Genomic DNA, 17065 nt, shown 5'->3' with positions numbered 1-17065 from the left:
ATGTCATGAAAACCGTTGAGTTATCCATACAAGGAATGACCTGTGCGGCTTGTTCGGCACGAATTGAAAAAGTATTGAATAAGATGGACGGAGTGGAAGCGACGGTCAACCTTCCGCTTGAGACGGCGACCATTCGTGTCGATGAAGGCATTACAGAAGAAGAGCTGATTGCGCGGATTGAGAAAATCGGATACGGGGCCGAGCCGAAAGTAGAGATGGCGCCGCCGCATGACTTAGGTCCATTACAGCGGAAGGTCATCATCTCTGCACTGTTGTCGGCCCCATTACTCCTCGTCATGTTGACGCATATCCCGGGACTCGGATTTCATGCACCATGGCTGATGAACCCATGGTGGCAATTCGCCTTAGCGACCCCCGTTCAGTTTTGGATTGGGGCGCAGTTTTATCAAGGGGCATATAAGAGCTTGAAGAGCGGTTCGGCGAACATGGACGTGCTCGTCGCGACGGGGACATCGGCCGCATACTTCTATTCCATTTTTGAAATGATTGTGCACCCGATGAATCCACATCTCTATTTTGAGACGAGTGCCGTCCTCATCACGCTCGTCTTACTTGGGAAGTGGTTAGAAGGACGAGCGAAAGAGAAGACGACCGATGCGTTGAAATCACTCTTGTCGCTTCAGGCGAAAGAAGCCATCCTGTTCGTTGATGGTGAAGAACGGTCTGTCGCTGTCGAACTCGTCAAAGTAGGAGACGTCCTCGTCGTGCGTCCGGGAGAGAAAATTCCGGTCGATGGACGGATCATTGAGGGAGAGACAGTCATCGATGAATCGATGTTGACAGGAGAATCGATTCCAGCGGAGAAGACGGTCGACGCCGAAGTCGTCGGCGGAACGATCAATCAGTCCCATCGTATTCTCATGCGTGCGGAACGAGTCGGGAAAGAGACGATGCTCGCTCAAATCGTACGTGTCGTCGAACAGGCACAAACGGATAAGGCGCCGATTCAACGTCAGGCTGACCGCATCTCGGGTGTCTTCGTGCCGATTGTCGTAGCCATCAGTGCCCTCACATTCGCGGTCTGGGCATTCCTATTAAATGATATCGATACGGCCATTCGGGCATCGATTGCCGTACTTGTCATCGCCTGTCCGTGTGCCCTCGGTTTGGCAACTCCGACATCGATCATGGTCGGAACGGGACGAGCGGCAGAACAAGGTGTGTTGTTCAAAGGTGGGGGACAACTCGAATCACTCAATGAATCAAACATCGTTGTTTTTGATAAGACAGGGACATTGACGAACGGGACACCGGAAGTGGTGGAAACGTTCGGAGATGAAGCGATGCTCCGCCGTGCCGTCATGGCAGAACGGCAATCGACGCATCCTTTGGCAGCTGCCATCGGTCGGGAAGTCGGCGACGGTGTCGTGACGAAAGTGGAAGAGTTAGCCGGAAGAGGAGTCAAAGCGGTCGTTGATGGGAAAGAACTCATCATCGGCTCTGTTCGAATGATGGAAGAGCTCGGATACAACTTGCCAGATTGGTCGATGGGGGCGATGACCCCGGTCTACGTTGCGGATGAGAGCGGGATTGTCGCAGCGTTCGGGCTACAAGATCAATTGAAACCGAAAAGTCGTGAAGTCGTGCAAGCGCTTAGTCAAACGCGTGACGTGTACGTCTTGACGGGTGATCGGAAGGAAGTCGCCTACGCGATTGCCGACGAACTTGGCATCCCTCATCATCAAGTGATTGCCGAAGTCCTTCCGGTTGAAAAGGCGGACCAAATCGAACGCTTAAAACAATCCGGTCGCGTTGCCATGGTAGGGGACGGCATGAACGATGCCCCGGCACTTGCGGTGGCGGACGTTGGGATCGCATTCGGGAGCGGTACGGATGTCGCACTCGAGGCGGCAGATGTTACAATTGTAGGGCAAGACATTGAAGGCGTGAGTCGAGCGATGAATATGAGTCGTTTGACGATGAAGAACATTCGTCAAAACTTGTTCTGGGCCCTTGCCTATAATAGTCTTGGTATCCCGGTCGCTGCAGCAGGGTTACTTGCCCCATGGATTGCTGGAGCAGCGATGGCGTTCAGTTCGGTGTCTGTCGTCTTGAACGCATTACGATTAAAAACACAAGGAGGATCATCATCATGAAAGAAACAACGTTAACCGTAGAAGGTATGACATGTAATCATTGCAAAGCTGCCGTTGAAGGAGCATTAAATGAATTGAATGGTGTCGAATCAGCGACGGTATCGCTTCAAGAGCATCGAGTCGACGTGATCCATCAAGATTCTGTCTCACTTGAGACGATGGTGGAGGCAGTCGAGGAACAAGGATATGACGTAAAAGCATAATCATGGTAAGTCCCGAGTGAAATCGGGACTTTTTTTTGTGGTATTCAATGAATAGGATGTGTGCTATATTTAAGTTGATAATGAGAATCGGTATCAACGGGAGGCGGACATCATGGAAATGATCATGATCAGTGGAGTGTTGGCGATGATTAGTGGGGGCGCGGCATTTTTGACGCAACAGTTACGAACAAATTCAGTACGCTGAAGAAGGTGCGATTTCGTTGCCTTCTTTTTTCTTTGACTTCATTTCTTTCCCATCATTTCACGACAATTGTTTGATATGATGAGAAAAAACGTGTTGAGGTGACTTGAATGTATACAATCTACTTAGTCGACGATGAAGCAAACTTAAATAAAATGCTCGTCACGTATCTAGAACAGGAAGGATACAACGTTCGCTCATTTGCGGATGGGACATCTGCACAAGAAGCGATTCCAGATCAACCGGATTTGTGGGTGCTCGATATCATGTTGCCAGACCTGGATGGCTTTCAATTGTTGAAACAAATCAAAGCCGTCAATGCGAATACGCCGACGATTTTCATCTCGGCGCGCGATGAGGATATCGACAAAATCATCGGACTCGAGATGGGTTCGGATGACTACATCGCCAAACCGTTCCTTCCAAGGGAACTTGTCATCCGTGTCAAAAAATTGATTGATCGTGTCTACGGTTCGAAGTCGAACGAGCATATCGAATACGGAGAGTACACCATTTATCCGGATAAACGTCTGATCAAGCACGGAGATGAAGAGATCGATTTGACTTCGAAAGAATTTGATTTACTGCTACTCTTCCTTGAACATCCGGGCTCCGCGTTGTCGCGTGAGCAAATTTTAGAAGGTGTTTGGGGGAATGATTATTTCGGATCGGACCGCGTCGTCGATGACTTGGTGCGTCGTGTCCGAAAGAAATTGCATCGCCTTGAGCTCGAAACGCTTTACGGTATCGGCTACCGTCTCGTCAGACCATGATGGACGCGCTTAAACCGAAACGTCTCATGTGGAAGATTTGGGTGCTCATCTTACTCATCATCGTGACGCTTGCGCTCATGATCTTGATTACGGTCCGTTCATCCATCACCCAGTTCATCGATGAACAAGTGTATGAGACGTTACGAGATGTGGACTATTATTTAGGGAACACGAATGAGTTAGAGAACTATCCCCAAAACCCGATTGAGTATGACCGACGCCAACAGGAGTCCCGTTCGGTCAACCAATTGATCTTTCTCCCGAACGGACGGATCATCTACGGATCGGCCCCGCTTGAATTGACGAACCGCATGTATCAGGAAGCGTTAAATCAAAGTGGTCAGGTCGAGCGGTATCAGACGACAATTGATGGGGAAGACGTCTATTACATCATTCGTCAAAATGAGTACGATGGAACGATTGTGTATCAGGCCTCCTACGCTTGGGATGCCTATCGTCGTGAGTTGGTGTCGACATTATACTGGCGAATCTCGATTCTGATTGGCATCATCAGCCTCTTGTCACTGATTCCAGCTTTATTGATGTCGCGTCAACTGACGAAACCGATTGTGGAGATGGAACGGGCCGTTGAGAAGATTTCGAATCGACAGTGGGAGACCGCTTTACCATTAGATCGTCAAGATGAACTCGGTCAGTTGGCCCATTCGATTGATGCCATGCGTAAGGAATTAAAAGAGCAGGATTTGGCACAACAAGCGTTGCTTCAAAACATATCGCATGACTTAAAGACACCGATCATGGTCATTCGAGGATATGCCCAATCGATTGGGGACGGTATTTATCCGACAGGAGACTTGAAAGGTTCTGCCGAGGTCATTGATGAGGAAGCGTCTCGACTCGAAAAGAAAGTCGTCGATTTGTTGTACGTCACAAAACTTGAATATTTCAAGGGACAGGAAATGAAACTTGAACCAATTAATCTCGACAAGTTGATGGAACTGCTCGTCGCGCGCTTCAAACTTAGAGGCCAGCTCGATTGGGAAATCAATGGCGAAGGCGGCGAGATGCTTGGAGACGGGGAACAGATCCGGGTCGCATTTGAGAACGTGCTCGACAATGCACTCCGTTACGCGGAATCTTGCATTCGCATCGACCTCCACCAAGATGACGCTGGCGTTGAAATCACCATCTTTAACGACGGACCGCCAGTTGATGAGAGTTTAGACTTGTTCCACCAATTCTCTCGAGGGAAGCAAGGGAAGTTCGGACTCGGTCTGTTCATCGTGCAGCGAATTGTGACACTTCACACAGGGGAAGTGTCTCTACGAAATACAGGAGACGGAACAGCAGTGCGATTTTACTTTCCCCGACTCAAGTCGAACCAACCTTTAAATTCGAATGCTTGATTTTCAAAATCAGCCAGGAAACGGCTGGTTTTTTCATGGGAAATAGACAAAAGCCGATTTGCGAGGCGCATCGAATCCTGGTATGAATGACATGTAAGTCATTACATACGTTATGGGGGATGAAAAGATGAGCAGATTGACCAATGAAACGAGAGCTTTAATTCCTGTATTTAACGAGTTTGGCGAAGCGGAAACACTTGTGTATCAACCAGAAGGCGTCATGCGAGTAAAAGGGTCGCCAATCGACTTATTAGAACACGCGTGTCTATACTACGGGTCGAGCATTCAAGGTCGAATCGAGGCAGCGCGACACGTCCTCGGACCACATCGAAAGACACCGGTCGTCATGGATTGGCATGCGGATGCCGTCTTCTTTCCGACGATTGCCAAAGAAAGTCCAGATTGTGCGTGGATCAACTTTCAACACGTGACGGCCATCAAGAAAGACGGAAAAGAGACTCTCATTCAGTTTTTGACGGGGGAATCGGTCAAGGTTCACGTATCTGATCATACCGTGTCGAGACAAAAACAACGGTCAATCGAATTATCGTACGCTTTTCAAAAACGTTTCCATGACAGCACATTGCAACACGCTTAAGGATTGAATTCAATGACAAACCCCTCTATGATGAAGAAGAGATATCATATGTGTATTTGCACATCTTCCGAAAGCGAGGGGTTTTTATGTTTTTTGAAAAAATGATTGAGCGAGGGAAACTGGTTATCGTGTTTCTTCTCGTCGCAATCGTCGTGGGTGTGCTGACGTTCTTCCAGCTCCCTAAACGTGAGATTCCGGAAACCGGGATCAATATCGTACTCGTTCAAACACCGTATCCTGGTGCGACAGCGGAAACGGTTGAACGGAATGTTACCGGCGTGTTAGAAGAGGAACTACGTAGTTTAGAAGGAGTAGAGAACGTGACGTCGATCTCGGCTTCAGAGTTCTCGAACATCACGGTCGAATACGCGGACGGCACCGACCAGGAAGAGTTTCAGGCGAACGTTCGACAAGCGTTGTCGGATGCGACGCCTAAACTTCCTGAAAACGCGCTTGCGCCAACGGTCAATGATTCACTCGGGCAGTTACCTGTCGCATCGTATTTATTGACAGCAGACGATCGTGGATCATTTGAGGATGTTCGATCAGACATCGAACAATTAGAGTCGAAACTTTTGCGAACGGATGGCGTGACGGGAGTCACGATCAAAGGGTTACCAGAGCAGGAGTATGTCGTGTCACTTGACTCGGAAGAGCTGAGTTCACGTCAACTTGCCTTTCCTGATGTGTTAACGGCCATTAACGAAGAATACAAGACGACACCGCTCGGCCGTCAATCGACTGAAGAGGGGATTTATCAACTGGCAATCGATAACTTGACGAATGTAGACGATATGGAGCAAGTCATCGTCGGCTCATTCAATGGGGAACCGGTCTTACTGGCAGATGTCGGGACGGTCGAAGAGACAGCGAAAAGTGAAACCGATCTCGTTTCATTAGACGGAAAGCCGGCTGTTTCGATCACAGTTCCGATTGAATCAGGCTTGGATATTCCAACGATGCAAGACCGTGTCAACGAGGTAGTCGAAGATGGTCTTGGAGACTTAGACGGTTTTGAACTCGTTCCATATTATGAGCAGGCAAAAGCCGTCGATGCGATTTTCTCGTCATTGACACGCGAGTTCATTATCGCCATCATTGCTGTCATTGCCGTGACGACGATTGGTCTAACATTCTCTGGCTCGATTATCGTCAGTCTGGCAATTCCGTTGTCATTCTTGATCGCCTTGATCCCGTTACAGTTCACCGGGGTCGATTTGAACCAAATCTCGATTATCGGAGCAATCATCGCCTTAGGGATCTTGGTTGATGATGCGATTGTCGTCAATGACAACATCTTACGACGTTATCGTAACGGAGACTCGGCGATGCTTGGAGCAGTCCGAGGAACGAAAGAGGTATGGGGCTCGATTGTCACGTCGACACTCGCGGTCGTCTTTGCTTTCCTTCCGCTCACCTTGCTATCGGGCGCAAACGGTAACTTCATTCGCGCCTTGCCGACGGTTCTAGCCCTCTCTGTCTTGGCCTCGATGGTCATCAGTTTGACGCTCGTACCGATTGCGCAGTATCGTTTGAATCGTAAAGAAGTGAAAGTATCAAAACGTGAACCAGGTTGGCTCGGCGGACCGCTCAACCGACTCAGTAATTTCTACGCCGACCGCCTCTTACCGAGTGTCGCGAAGCGTCCGTGGACGTTTGGAATTGTCGGATTTGTCATCACGACGGCATTGTACGGTTTGATTTTACTCACGCCGTTTGAGTTCTTCCCAGCCGCGAACCGTCCGGAAGTCGTGACGAGTGTGACCTTCCCCGTTCAAACGGATTTGGAAGAGACAGAGACACGTCTTGAAGAAATTGAAGCGAGATTTAAAGAAGAAGAGGGTGTCGTGGAAACATCCGTCTTCGCTGGAGGCGGTCTCCCTGGTTTATTCACGGGTGGACTCGATCAGTCTGGTGAAAACACGGGGCAAGTGGTCGTTCGTATCGACAACGAATCAATCGATGCCATCGAATTGATTGATAAGTATACGAACGTGTTGCGTGAAGACTATCCGGACGCCGAAATTTTCTTAGATACGCAACAACAAGGACCGCCGGCATCCGCACCTGTCGAATTCACGATGCGGAGCGAGACGATTGATCAGCTCGTGGCTGCACGTGACCAAGTGAAAGCCGACCTTGAAGAAATTGACGGGGCCATCGTCCTCGATAATATTAAAGAACCGTTCCAAACACTCACATACGAATTAAATCGTGAGGAAATGGCACGGGCTGGCGTGACGGCAAAAACAATCAGTGACCAAATTCGTCTCGTCACAGACGGTGTTCCAATTGGTACATTCGATGACGGAGTGGAACAGCGTGACGTGAAAATCGTCATTGATGCAGAGGCGAACCGCGAAGCACTCGCCCTTGACGAGATTTTAATTCCTGTCCAAACAGAAGCAGGTCCGCCCGTTGCCCCACTTAGTACGTTCGTGACGGAAACGACAACAGAACAAATTCAGCAGATTCCTCGTGAGAATGGGGAGCGTTCGGTCACACTCCAAATCTATGCGAGCGAAGACATGGATGAAGAGAAATTTAAACAAGATGTCGAGCAGGTGCTGGATGATGCGAAGTCGGGGTTAGAGGATGAAGGGATTACGTTCGACCAGTCCGGTGCGAGCGACACGCAGAACGAGTTCTTCTTAGAGCTTGCGACATTGTTCGTCGTCGTCTTATTCTTGATTTACTTGATCATCGCATTCCAGTTCAACTCACTCTCGTTGCCATTACTCGTCTTGTTCACAATCTATCTCGCAATCGCTGGAGCGGTCGTCGGATTGTTCGTGACTCAGACACCGTTCAGTTTCATGGCATCGATGGGGATGGTCTCGCTTGCGGGAATCGTCGTCCGGAACGCAGTCGTCCTGTTCGAGTTTATCGAACAACGCATTCGTGAAGGATTACCGGTCACGACCGCCGTTTACGAAGCAGGGCGCGCTCGGATTCGTCCGATTCTCTTGACGGCGCTCACGGCAGTCGTTGCCCTCTTACCAGTCGCACTTGGGGAAGACCCGCTCTTCAAACCGCTTGCGATCGGCATCGTATCGGGTATTCTATTCTCGACTGTATTGACTCTCGTTCTTGTTCCGGCGTACTACCTGATTTTGGCGAAACGTCGTCATAAGGACAAACCGTTTACAGAATGATTTAGCTTGAAGATGTGATGCCGTATGGTGTCACATCTTTTTTTGAACCATTTGTCACATGTTTTGGGTGATGTTGTATGGGTATAATTAGAAGAGAGGTTTTGAACAGTATGGGAGGGAATTGAAGATGAACGATTCATATACTTGGCTCAATCGCCGCAAAGTACGACCAGCGTACAGTGTGACCGGGAGCCGTTCGTGGTCGAGTGAACGCGTCGTTCGACCAGATCGCGCACGTGGGAAGATGGTACGTGATGTGAAACGTGTACGTCGCCCGTACGTAGACGAGTACGGCAATCGTCGTTGGACGACGGGGCGTGTGGTCGTCACGGATGCATCACGCAAAGCGCGGGCACATGGACATGGCGATACAGCCGTACAATTAGAATTCTCGACACCAACGCCATATGAACGTGTGAAAGAGATGATTCCGACGAAACGTGTTCTCGTTCCGGTCGTTGCCGGACTCGCGGTCGTCGGTGGGATTGCCGGTGTCGCCTATGCACTCCGTAAAAAGAAACGGAATAAGAAAAATTAAAAAAATCGCCGAAATTTCGGCGATTTTTTTAATTGAAGCGTTCAGCGAGGATGCGCTCGAGTTCACGTTGCCCGAGTTCACGCATTTCTGCTTCATTCTCTTCATCGTATGCATCATCCGAGAAGCGGCCGACAAATTCAACCTTGCCGTTACCGAGTTCACGGAACACTAAGTTTTTGCGATCGTTGTAAAAGACGACACGGTATTCACGACCATTTTCATGATCGTAGTTGAAGACGCCTTTGATGTGGTCCATGTTCTTCTCTTCGGGCTGATCCTCATCATCGTCCTCATCTTCTTCTGCTTCAGCAGCTTCATTAGCTTCATCAAGCGCGTCGGCGAGGACTACCGTTTCTTCTTTTTCTTCCGTCTCTTCCTCAGATGAGACGACTTCTTTTTTTTCTTCTTCTGTCATGTGAAACGACCTCCTTTGCTTACTTTCCTATCATACCCACTTTTTATAGTTGTGACTACTCAAAATGATGCGAACAAACACGGACGACATTCGAAGATGACATGATCAACCGTTGAAATAGCTGACGCTTGATCGATTCCGGGGCATCCACGGTCTTGAGCGCCTGTTCCATACATCCAAGCCAATGGCCGGCATGTGTCTCGGAAATGGGATGCTCATGATGAATCATCGCCAAGTTTCCACCGCCACGACGTTCAGAATACAACTTTGGACCGCCGAGCAACTGTGTTAAAAATTCAAATTGGTGCTGTTTGACTCGATCTTGATCTTCCGGAAATAGTGGAAGTAAAATTGGGTCGGCATAGACGAGGTCATAAAACGCGTCAACGAGTTGTTGTACACCACGTTCGCCTCCAAATTGTTCATAGGCACTCACATACATCCCCCCTCATACGTTCAGTCTAATCGATTTCAATCGAAAAAGGGAATGATGTAGGCTGCTACTTTTTTGAATAAGGTACAGAAGAGGTTTCCCTCTACAAATGCTTAGGGATGGTTCATAATGAAGAAAAAAGGGAAGGAGTGTTCGCTAAAATGACAGTGACCTTTCACGTTGGTCGATCGGGGACGGGAAAAAGTGAACAAATGATCCATGAGGTCATTCAAGAACTGAAACAAAATCCGAGCGGACCGACGATTTATATGATTGTACCGGACCAAATGTCGTTTGAGATGGAAAAGAAAATGGCGACAGTCGATGGTTTGCATGGCTCGACGCGCATTCAAGTCCTTTCGATGCGCCGTCTCGCCTTTTTGATGATGCGGGATGCCGGCGTAGCGACAGATCAATTCTTAGACCAGACGGGGACCCATTTGTTGTTACGGAGGGTCGTCGAGATGAGCGAAGAACGATTAACCTTGTTCCGCCGTACGATGAATCAGTTCGGATTTTATGAAGAATTGAACCAATTGATCTCGATGTTGAAGCGAGGGCTTGTTGAACCGGAACATTTATTACGGTTAAGCGAACAGGCGCAGCACCGTGCTCTGAAGCTACAAGACCTTTCCATCATCTATGAAGGATTTTTAAAGATGACGGAAGGCAAGTCACTCCATACAGAAGACTATTTCAACGTCATGTTGCAAATCATTCCGGAGACAGATTTGACGGATGTACGTGTCTATGTGGACGGATTCAACGAGTTTTCAGAGCAGGAGTTGGCGGTGCTCGTCGCACTCGCAGAGAAGGTCGATGTCGATGTGTTGCTGACAATCGATCCTGTCTTCTTGTATCGCCTCAATCCATTGTTTGGACCGACGCAGCGGACGCTCATGCGTTTCAAAGAACTGTTGGCAGAACGGCAGATTCCTTCTCGAGACGAGCTGTATGATACCGTCTATCGGTACACGCATCCGAGTCTCCGTTACCTTGAGGCCACATTCGACCAATTGACGGCGGAACCTTACACTGGTTCAGAGAACCGGATTGATTTACATGCCGCAGTCGACCGGACCGTCGAGGTGGAGGCGGCGGTTCGAGAAGTCATCCGTCTGACACGTGAAGAAGGGTATCGTTATCGGGATATTGCGCTCGTGTCACGCTCACTCGATGAATATGGTGATTTGGCATCTCAGGCGCTCCAAAAGATGGGACTGCCATACTTCCTTGATGAACGGCAACCGATGCTTGACCATCCGCTCGTCGAACTGTTGAAAGCGACGATTGAGATTGCTTTACGTGGATACCGAGAAGAGTCCGTGTTCCGTGCCCTGAAAACAGAACTCGTCGTCCTTGATCCGGTGCATCGTCGTACGTCGGTTGACCGGCTTGAAGCGTTCGTCATCGAGCGGGGAATCAAACATTACCATTGGCATGACGAATGGCAATTGCGCCGTCGTTCCGGGGAAGAAGCGCGACTCACGAGCGAAGAACTCGATATTGAGGCTGAGCTGAATCGATCGCGGGAGCGTGTCATCGAAACGTTCGATCCGTTGCTATCGGATTTGAAACAGGCGAAGACGATGCAGGCTTATACGCACGCCATGTATGCCTTTTTAGAGCGTGTCGGTGTATCAGACTGTTTGACGCACTGGCGTGATGAGGCGATTGAAGAGGCGGAACTACTCGAAGCGCGTGAGCATACTCAAGTATGGGACGCGGTCTTGCACTTGCTCGAACAGTTAGAAGCCGCAGCTCCGGAAGAGACGTTGTCGACGGACTTGTTCCTACAGATGATGGACACCGGGCTAGATAGTCTTCGTTATGCGCTCATTCCACCTTCGCTTGATCAATTGACGATAACGGATTATGTGCGTGGTCGATTGATTGATAAGAAAGTTGTCTTCCTGCTCGGGGCGAATGAAGATCAAATTCCTCTTGTCACGACCCAGTCGAAACTGTTGACCGATCAAGATTTGGATTTCATGCATGAGAATGGACTTCGTGCCGGCAAGGCGACAGAGCATTTGTTCGATGATGAAACATATTACTTATACAAAGCTGTGACAGCGCCGAGCGAGCGGCTATACATTAGCTATGCCCTAGTAGACAGAACGGGGAAAGCCGTTCAACCGGCGCGCTTTATCGCTGACTTGAAGGCGCGACTTCACCAAAATGTCATCAAGACTCATTTTGCTGAAGCAGGTGAGCACCGACCGCGTGATCAATTCGCCTTCTTGACGAATGTGAACCAGACGGCGGCGGTAACGGCACTTGAACTTCAGCGGTTGAGTCGTCATTATCCGATTCAAGACATGTGGTTTGCTGTCTACAATGAACTGTTGAAGCATCCAGATGGACGGGAACGTCTCCAGTTGTTGACGAGCGCACTCTTCTATCAAAACATCCCGGAATCGTTGGACGATCGTGTCGCAAAATCCTTATATACTCCGTCGATTCGGGCGAGTGTCTCCCGCCTTGAGACGTTCCAAGCCTGTCCGTTCAAACATTTCGCAAGTTATGGCTTGCGTCTGAAGGAACGACGATTGTACCGGCTCGAGGCCCCGGATATCGGGAATCTATACCACCGGACCATCGAACATATGTCGCAGACGGTGAAGATGGACGGAAAGGAGTGGCGAGATGTCACCCCGGACGAGTGTTCCAATTTAGCGGAGCAGGCGGTCGAACTCGTGACCCCAGAGATTCAGCATGCCATCTTGATGAGTTCGAATCGTTACGCCTACTTAAAGAAAAAATTGACGGACGTCGTTAGTAAGACGGCAGAAGTGTTGATTGAACAATCAAAACGAGACGGCTTTGACCCGGAAGCGTTTGAACTCGCGTTCGGTAGCGGACAAATTCCACCCGTTTCGTTCACTTTATCGAACGGGGCGACCTGTGAACTGGTCGGTCGAATCGACCGTGTGGACACTGCGATGGTCCACGACCAGCTATACGTCCGAATCGTCGACTATAAGTCGAGTAAACGTGAAGTCGACTTTGCAGAAATTTATTACGGTCTGGCGATGCAGATGCTCATCTATTTGAAGGTATTGATTGAGCAGGCAGAGGTGTGGACAAAAGAGAACGTGGCACCTGCTGCGGCGCTCTATTTCCACGTGCACCGACCACTCGTTCCACCTGCTGGTTCTGAAGAAGAGACGCGTCAAAAAGTATTGGAGTCATACCAGATGCAAGGGCTATTAGTAGATGACCCCGAAATTTTAGAGATGATGGACCGCTCGGCGAAAGGCACATCTAAAAAATCGATTGTCATCCCGGTCAAATATAAAAAAGATGGAACCCCTGACGCCAACACCTTGAAGAAGATTGTGACCCCTCCTCAGCTCGAACAGTTGATGGATCATGCGTTCGACGTCGTTAAAGCGAGTGCCGAGGAGATGTACAAAGGAAAAATTGACGTTGAACCTTATGAATATAAAGAACGGCGCCCATGTCAGACGTGTCCGTATCAGAGTGTCTGTCATTTTGACGAAGCGCTCTCGAATGCGCCACGTAAATTGAAGAAGCTTGAGAAAGAAGAGGTATTTCAGGAGTTAGGAGGCGATGACCGTGAAATGGACGAATGATCAGTTCGCCGCGATTGAAGCGAGAGGAAGTCACGTGCTCGTCTCGGCTGCGGCAGGGTCCGGAAAGACAGCAGTCCTTGTCGAGCGGTTGTCTAGTCGATTGCTTGATGAAACGGATGAACTCACGGCAGACCGGATGCTCGTCGTCACCTTTACGAATGCGGCAGCGGCAGAGATGAAACGACGAATCGCAAAGGCACTTGAAGAGGCGTTACGCGACGACCCGACAAATGAATATGTCCGAAAACAGCGGCAAATGTTGAACCGCGCACTCATTACGACCATCCATTCATTCTGTTTAGAGGTGATTCGTGAGAACTACTACCTATTAGATTTGGATCCGGCGTTTAAGATTGCGGAAGAACGGGACCTCGTCCTGTTGCAGGATGATGTCTTAGAAGAAGTGCTTGAGGAAGAGTACGGGAAACAGGATACCGATTTCTTCGCTCTTGTCGATGCGTATACGTCAGACCGGGGTGACAGTGAAATCGAGGATTTGATTCTTGGTTTATACCACTATGCGCGCACTCTCCCAAATCCTGATGCTTATTTAGACAAACTCGTGTCCATGTATACGTTCGGAGAAGATCCTGATGAGGAAGCAATCTTGATTGAGTTTGGACAGATGCTGTGGCATGACATCGAAAAAGCCGTACGAGATCTTCGGAAACTTGAAGCGGAGCTTCGGGTCGCCGGGTATGAGCCACAGTCTGAAAACATCCGGCAAGCGATTTTTCCGTTCGAACAGCTTGAAGGGGAGACCATTGTCTGGAGTGAACTCGAGACGGCGGCTCGTGCGATGAAGTTTGGCACGATGAAGGCTGTTCCGAAAAAAGAGGAGCACCAGATTTACCACGAGGTCCTCAAACCAGCTTACGACCAAGCGAAGAAAAAATTGACGGCAGCGGTGGAACAGGCTCGAGTCAGCGGGGCGGACTTATTGGAAAGCGTCTCGATGCAACAACCGCTCGTTGAAACCCTCGTTCGAACGGTCCGTGCGTTCGGCAAAGCCTATGAGCAAGCGAAGCGCGACCGTGCTTTTGTCGACTTCAGTGACTTGGAACATTATGCGCTCGCCATTTTACGACAAGATGGGGGACCGTCCGATGTTGCGGCGCTTTATAAAGAACGCTTCGCTGAGGTACTCGTTGATGAATATCAAGATACGAACGAGATTCAAGAAACGATCATCAATCTGGTCGCGAATGAACGAGAAGAAATCGGGAATTTATTTATGGTGGGCGACATCAAACAATCGATTTATCGATTCCGCCATGCCGAACCGGGTCTCTTCATCGATAAGGCGACGCGCTTTAGACAGGCGAACACAGGGAAGCGGATCGACCTCTCTCAAAATTTCCGAAGTCGTTCTGAAGTCCTCTACGGAATCAATGATTTGTTCGTCCAACTCATGGACGAAGAGGTCGGCGAAATCGCATATGATGAGGCGGCCCAACTTGTTCCTGGACGTGAGTATGAACCGATTCCGGCGGACCCTGAGTTTATTTTAGTCGATGGGGCGAGTCGTGATTTATCGAAGCAAGAAGTAGAAGGACGGGCGATCGCTACGCGCATCTTAGAACTCGTATCGGGAGACGAACCGTTTAAAGTGACGGATGAATCCACTGGTCAACTCCGAAACTGTGAATATCGCGATATCGTGATTCTCGTACGTTCGAAAAAAGAACGTGTGGAGCAATTGATGGACATTTTGACACAGTACAATATTCCGGCCTACACCGACTCGGATGGCGGGTATTTTCAAGCGACCGAGATTCGGATGATCCTGGCACTTTTGAAAGTGATTGATAATCCACTTCAAGACATCCCACTTGCCGGTGCGCTGCGCTCCCCGATGTTCCGTTTTGATGATAGCGAGTTGGCACGGATTCGACTTGAATCAGAAGATTCTTTCTATGAGGCGCTCAAGGCGAAAGCGGATGACGATGATGAGCTTGGCGTAAAATGTGGCGACATGCTTGACCGCCTCTCCCGTTGGCGTACTTATGCACGAAATCATAGCTTGTCGGAATTGATTCAACAATTATTCAATGACACCGGGTTTTATGACTTCTCAGGGGGATTACCTGGAGGAAAAGGGCGGCAGGAAAACTTGAAGGCACTTTATGACCGGGCCCTAGCCTATGAGCGTAGTGGCTATCGAGGTCTTTATCGCTTCTTACGTGTGATGGACCGACTACAGGATACTGGTGAAGATTTGTCAGAGGCGCGGTCACTCGGGGACGAGGAAAACGTCGTTCGTATCATGACCGTGCACAAGTCGAAAGGACTTGAGTTTCCGGTCACGATTGTTGCCCAACTCGGAAAACAATTTAATAAACGCGATCAAATGCAACGTGTCATTTTCCACAAACAGTACGGCATCTCACTCGATGCGATTGACGTCGTGACACGTACGAAATCGGAGACGTTCGTGAAAGAGATGATTCGACGAGATTTAGATGCGACGATGAAAGCGGAAGAGATGCGTGTCCTTTATGTGGCCCTGACACGAGCGAAAGAAAAATTGATTCTCGTGGGAACGGTAGGCGAACCACTCAAACACCTTCAGCAGTGGCTTCAGGTCGGTCAATCTGGAGATCGATTGGCGAGTGAGGCGAGGCGAGAGGCAAAAACGTATCTCGACTGGATTGCACCGGCGCTCTTACGCCTACCGAGTGCCGCTTCGTTTATCGAATCATTCGGCTTCACGGTTCCCTCTACTTTCCAAGAGTCGACTTCATGGGTTTACCGTGTCATCGGAGAAGCGGACCTTGCGGAGATTGCGACCCTTCAAGAGATGATGGCACAGTTGCACCACGTCCAGCGATTTGAAGCAATCGATTTTCCCATTCAAAATGAAGAGGAAACGATTCGTGCCGTTAAGCGGGCTTTGACTTATGACTACCCAGCACGGGATGCGGTGCGTACGGCGGCGAAACAGACGGTGACCGAACTGAAGCGGGCGATGCAACTCGAACAAGCCGCCTTCGAAGATCCGGTACGTCCGATCGATACTCCTTATCGCGAACCGAAATGGCGTCAAGTCAAACAGACCGGTGCGGAGCGCGGGACGACGTTACACTTGATTTTCCAATTGGCTGATCCGAATCAACCGATTGTCGATCAAATCAATCAATGGGAAATGCAAGGGATGCTCAGTCCGGTCGAGGCAGAGACAGCACGCCTCGCCATCCCGGATATCGAGATGTTTTTCCAAACGGAAGTTGGTCAAGCGCTCGCCGATGCACTAGAGCGCGGGACGGCATGGCGAGAGCTACCTTTCACCTACACGGTGCCGGCCGAACGCGTCAATCCGGATGGACACTTCACGGATGAGCATGTCTTGATCCAAGGGATTATCGATTGTCTGTATTTCGATGGGGACTCGTATGTGCTCCTGGATTATAAATCGGATGCTGTCACGCATCTATCCGATTCTCGGGAAGACGCACATGAGCGATTACGAGAGCGATATGCGATTCAATTACAATTATATCGAGAGGCAATCGAGACGATTTGGGATATCCAAGTCGAGCGGACTTTGATTTACTCACTTGATCTACAAGAAATCGTGACCGTGTCGACTAAATAAATGTGAATAAATGAAGAGCGATGTCAGTTATATGACATTGCTCTTTTCTTATGTGCACATTCACATTCGA

The 17065-nt window shown here is 49.4% G+C and carries 11 protein-coding genes; 9 read left to right on the top strand and 2 right to left on the bottom strand.

The features are described 5' to 3' along the window. The first annotated feature begins 5 nt into the window (after window positions 1–5). The 7 genes from KNO61_RS07675 (at window position 6) to KNO61_RS07645 (ending at window position 8953) form a co-directional block, all read left to right on the top strand. Window positions 6–2117 carry a heavy metal translocating P-type ATPase gene (locus KNO61_RS07675; RefSeq protein ID WP_214872879.1) on the top strand — a complete coding sequence of 704 codons (2112 nt, stop codon included), beginning with the start codon at window positions 6–8 and terminating at the stop codon, window positions 2115–2117. Further along, a complete protein-coding gene (gene copZ / locus KNO61_RS07670) occupies window positions 2114–2320 on the top strand; it encodes a copper chaperone CopZ (RefSeq protein ID WP_074037662.1) in 207 nt (68 codons plus the stop codon). The genes KNO61_RS07675 and copZ overlap by 4 nt, the downstream gene beginning before the upstream one ends. 312 nt (window positions 2321–2632) lie before the next feature. Beyond that, on the top strand, window positions 2633–3295 hold the full coding sequence (locus KNO61_RS07665) for a response regulator transcription factor (protein ID WP_015880954.1): 663 nt from the start codon (window positions 2633–2635) through the stop codon (window positions 3293–3295). Next, complete coding sequence (locus tag KNO61_RS07660) at window positions 3295–4662, top strand: sensor histidine kinase (RefSeq protein WP_235189242.1); 1368 nt, start codon at window positions 3295–3297, stop codon at window positions 4660–4662. The genes KNO61_RS07665 and KNO61_RS07660 overlap by 1 nt, the downstream gene beginning before the upstream one ends. Window positions 4663–4789: 127 nt before the next feature. After that, entirely contained in the window at window positions 4790–5260 is a 471-nt protein-coding gene (locus tag KNO61_RS07655) for a competence protein ComK (RefSeq protein ID WP_015880956.1), read from the top strand. Window positions 5261–5346: 86 nt separating this feature from the next. Further along, window positions 5347–8415, top strand: a complete 3069-nt coding sequence (locus tag KNO61_RS07650; protein ID WP_214872877.1) for an efflux RND transporter permease subunit — start codon at window positions 5347–5349, stop codon at window positions 8413–8415. A gap of 127 nt (window positions 8416–8542) precedes the next feature. Continuing rightward, window positions 8543–8953 carry a hypothetical protein gene (locus KNO61_RS07645; RefSeq protein ID WP_015880958.1) on the top strand — a complete coding sequence of 137 codons (411 nt, stop codon included), beginning with the start codon at window positions 8543–8545 and terminating at the stop codon, window positions 8951–8953. A gap of 28 nt (window positions 8954–8981) precedes the next feature. Here the strand turns inward: KNO61_RS07645 and KNO61_RS07640 are convergent, their stop codons facing one another. Next, window positions 8982–9368, bottom strand: coding sequence for a hypothetical protein (locus tag KNO61_RS07640; RefSeq protein WP_015880959.1), 387 nt, complete (start codon window positions 9366–9368; stop codon window positions 8982–8984). Window positions 9369–9423: 55 nt separating this feature from the next. Further along, a complete protein-coding gene (locus KNO61_RS07635; protein ID WP_031421210.1) occupies window positions 9424–9810 on the bottom strand; it encodes a truncated hemoglobin in 387 nt (128 codons plus the stop codon). A 152-nt stretch (window positions 9811–9962) separates the two neighbouring features. Here KNO61_RS07635 and addB point away from each other — a divergent pair, with 152 nt between their 5' ends. After that, entirely contained in the window at window positions 9963–13400 is a 3438-nt protein-coding gene (gene addB / locus KNO61_RS07630; protein WP_214872876.1) for a helicase-exonuclease AddAB subunit AddB, read from the top strand. Further along, on the top strand, window positions 13378–16995 hold the full coding sequence (gene addA / locus KNO61_RS07625) for a helicase-exonuclease AddAB subunit AddA (RefSeq protein WP_214758435.1): 3618 nt from the start codon (window positions 13378–13380) through the stop codon (window positions 16993–16995). The genes addB and addA overlap by 23 nt, the downstream gene beginning before the upstream one ends. Window positions 16996–17065 lie beyond the last annotated feature (70 nt).

The sequence above is a fragment of the Exiguobacterium sp. s140 genome (assembly GCF_018617035.1).
GTDB lineage: Bacteria > Bacillota > Bacilli > Exiguobacteriales > Exiguobacteriaceae > Exiguobacterium > Exiguobacterium profundum.
Note: the sequence above shows the minus strand (reverse complement) of the source record. Positions and strands in the feature narration are given on the sequence as shown.